The following is a 2,714-nucleotide window of genomic DNA, read 5'->3' as shown; positions in this document are numbered from 1 at the left end:
CCGCCCAGTCGCCCTTGCGGCACAGGTCATAGAGGCGGACATAGCCATGCGGGTCGACATTGGCGAGGCCGGGCACGATGCCGTGGGCGCCGGCGGCCAGGGCGGAATCGCAGACGATCTCCGAGCCCGTCATCATCGCGATCTCCGGCCTGTCGGCCAGGTCCATCAGGGCGAAGCGGAAATTGCCGTCATCGCCGCTGGAATCCTTCAGCCCGGCGATGGTGCCCTCGCGCGCCAGCGCCACCACGCCGGCGCGGTCGAGCTTGACGTGGACGCAGACCGGGATGTCGTAGGCGATCACCGGCACGTCGATGGCCTCGCGGACATAGCGGAAATGGTCGACGATCTCCGGCTGGCTGGTGCGGGCGTAGAACGGTGCGGTCACCACCACGGCGGCGACGCCGATCGACTGCGCCACCTTGGCGTGGCCGATGACGCGGTCGGTGGTCGGGTCGATCACCCCGGCCAGCACCGGCACCCGGCCGTTGGCGACCTTGACCGCATGCTCCAGGATCCGCCGCCGCGTCGCCTCGTCATGGAACACCACCTCGCTGGTGGAGCCGAGCACGAACAGGCCGTGCACGCCGCCGTCGATCAGATGCTCGAGCACGCGGGTGAAGGACGGGTAGTCGACCTGGAAATCCTCGGTCAGCGGGGTGACGACGGGCGGGACGACGCCCTGGAAGGCGGGGGCTGAGGCCATGATGGTCTTTTCGGTCAGTTGAGTTCGGAACGGGGGTCGAAGGCGTCGCGCAATCCGTCGCCGACGAAGTTGATGGCGAGCACGGTGATCACCAGGGCGGCGCCCGGGAACAGCCATTGCCAGGGGTACTGCTCCAGCACCACGGTGCTGCGGGCGGCATTCAGCATGTTGCCCCAGCTCGCCTCCGGCGGCGGGACGCCGAGGCCGAGGAAGGACAGGCCGGCCTCGAGCAGGATGGCGGCGGCGATCTGCAACGTGGCGTAGACCACCAGGATGTCGATCGAGTTCGGCAGGCCGTGCCGCCACAGCAGGTGGCCGAGGCCGGCCCCCATGCCGCGCGACGCCACCACGAAGTCGCGCTCGCGCAGCTCCATCAGCCGGGCCCGCACCATGCGCGCCAGCACCGGCCAGGACAGCAGGGAGATGACGATGATGGTCGGCACGATGCCGGCGCCGGTGATCGAGGCCAGGACCAGCAGCGAGATCACCGGCGGCAGGGTCATGGCGAGGTCGACGAAGCGCATGATCGCGGCGTCGGTGAAGCGGCCGGCCATGGCCGCGATCGACCCGACCAGGAAACCGATCACCACCGAGATCGCCACCGACACCACGGCAACCAGCAGCGAGATGCGCCCGCCCTGCAGCACCCGGGCCAGGATGTCGCGGCCGACTCCGTCGGTGCCGAGCCAATGGGCGGCGCTGGGGCCCTTGTTGAGGGCCAGCAGGTCGATGTCGTTCGGCTTGTGGCCCAGGATCAGCGGGTAGGCCACGATCAGCACCAGCATCGGCACCAGGATGGCGATGCCGGCCAGCGCTGCGCCGTTGGCGGCGAAGCGGCGGAAGGCGCGGGCCAGCGGGCCGTTGCCGCCGCGAGCGCGGGGGACTTCCACGACTGCCATCAAGCCACCTGGATGCGCGGGTCGATCGCCGCATAGGCGATGTCGGTCAGCAGGTTGGCCAGGATCACGCAGGCGCCGACCACCAGCGTCGCCCCCATGATCACCGGATAATCGCGGGTCTCCACCGCATTGACCAGCAGCAGGCCCATGCCGGGCCAGTTGAAGACGCTTTCGAGGAAGATGGCGCCGCCGACGGCGATGCCGATGGTCGACCCGATCAGGGTGACGACCGGCAGCAGCGCGTTGCGCAGCGCGTGCTTTACGATCACCCAGAACTCCTTCACCCCCTTGGCGCGGGCCGAGCGGACATAGTCCTGGTTCAGCACCTCCAGGAGAGAGGCGCGCATGTAGCGCATGATCAGCGCGGCATGGCCGATCGACAGCAGCAGCGCCGGCAGGATCAGGTGGCTGGCGAGGTCACCCAGCGAGAACGGCGCGCCGGGGGTCAGCATGCCGCCGGACGGCGCCCAGCGCAGCAGCACGGAGAAGACATAGAGGCCGACCAGCGCGGTCAGGAAGGCCGGGCTGGAGATGCCGAGGAAGGCGGCGACCGACAGGCCGAGATCGGTCGCCGAGTTGCGCCGGACGGCGCCGATGATGCCGGCGCCGATGCCGGCGACGATGGCGATCGCCAGCCCCGTCCCCATCAGCAGCAGGGTCGGGCCGATCCGCTGCGCCACCAGCCCCAGCACGGTCTCGCCGTTGCGCTGGAGGGAGAAGCCGAGATCGCCGCGCACCGCCCCGCCGAGCCAGGCGAGGTATTGCACCGGCAGCGGTTGGTCGAGGCCGAGACGGGCGCGCACGGCGGCCATCTCCTCCTGCGACATCGCCACATTCGGGTTGATGTAGGCGTCGATCGGGTCGCCGGGCGCGAGCCGGAGCAGGATGAAGATCAGCAGGCTGAGAGCGATCAGCATGCCGACCCCGACCGCGAGGCGACGAAGGCAGTAGTTCAGCATGTCCACTTCCGCATTCCGCCCTCTTCACCTCCCGTCATCCCGGGCGCAGCGCAGCACGAAGTGATGCGTTGCAGAACCGGGATCTCTTCGACGATGACGCCGAGATCCCGTGTCTGCGCAGCGGCACTTCGCGCCGCAGCGCGCACGGGATGA

The 2,714-nt window shown here is 69.4% G+C and carries 3 protein-coding genes; all 3 read right to left on the bottom strand.

Translation table 11 applies throughout. The features are described from left to right. Positions 1 to 703, bottom strand: a 703-nt coding sequence (locus ABDW35_RS35230) for a dihydrodipicolinate synthase family protein (protein ID WP_343718497.1), incomplete at its 3' end; no start/stop codon positions are given. 14 nt (positions 704 to 717) lie between these two features. Beyond that, complete coding sequence (locus ABDW35_RS35225; RefSeq protein ID WP_343718496.1) at positions 718 to 1,593, bottom strand: ABC transporter permease; 876 nt, start codon at positions 1,591 to 1,593, stop codon at positions 718 to 720. Between the two features lie 8 nt (positions 1,594 to 1,601). Beyond that, complete coding sequence (locus ABDW35_RS35220; protein WP_343718495.1) at positions 1,602 to 2,561, bottom strand: ABC transporter permease; 960 nt, start codon at positions 2,559 to 2,561, stop codon at positions 1,602 to 1,604. Positions 2,562 to 2,714: the final 153 nt, after the last annotated feature.

The organism is Inquilinus sp. (genome assembly GCF_039594555.1).
In the GTDB taxonomy this organism is placed as follows: Bacteria; Pseudomonadota; Alphaproteobacteria; order DSM-16000; family Inquilinaceae; genus Inquilinus.
The sequence above is the reverse complement of the archived record's forward strand: the minus strand, read 5'-3'. Positions and strand labels throughout refer to the sequence as shown.

Coding starts and splice junctions, on each gene's coding strand:
- ABDW35_RS35220 (WP_343718495.1), bottom strand. CDS start 2,561: ATGCTGAACTACTGCCTTCGTCGCCTCGCGGTCGGGGTCGGCATGCTG.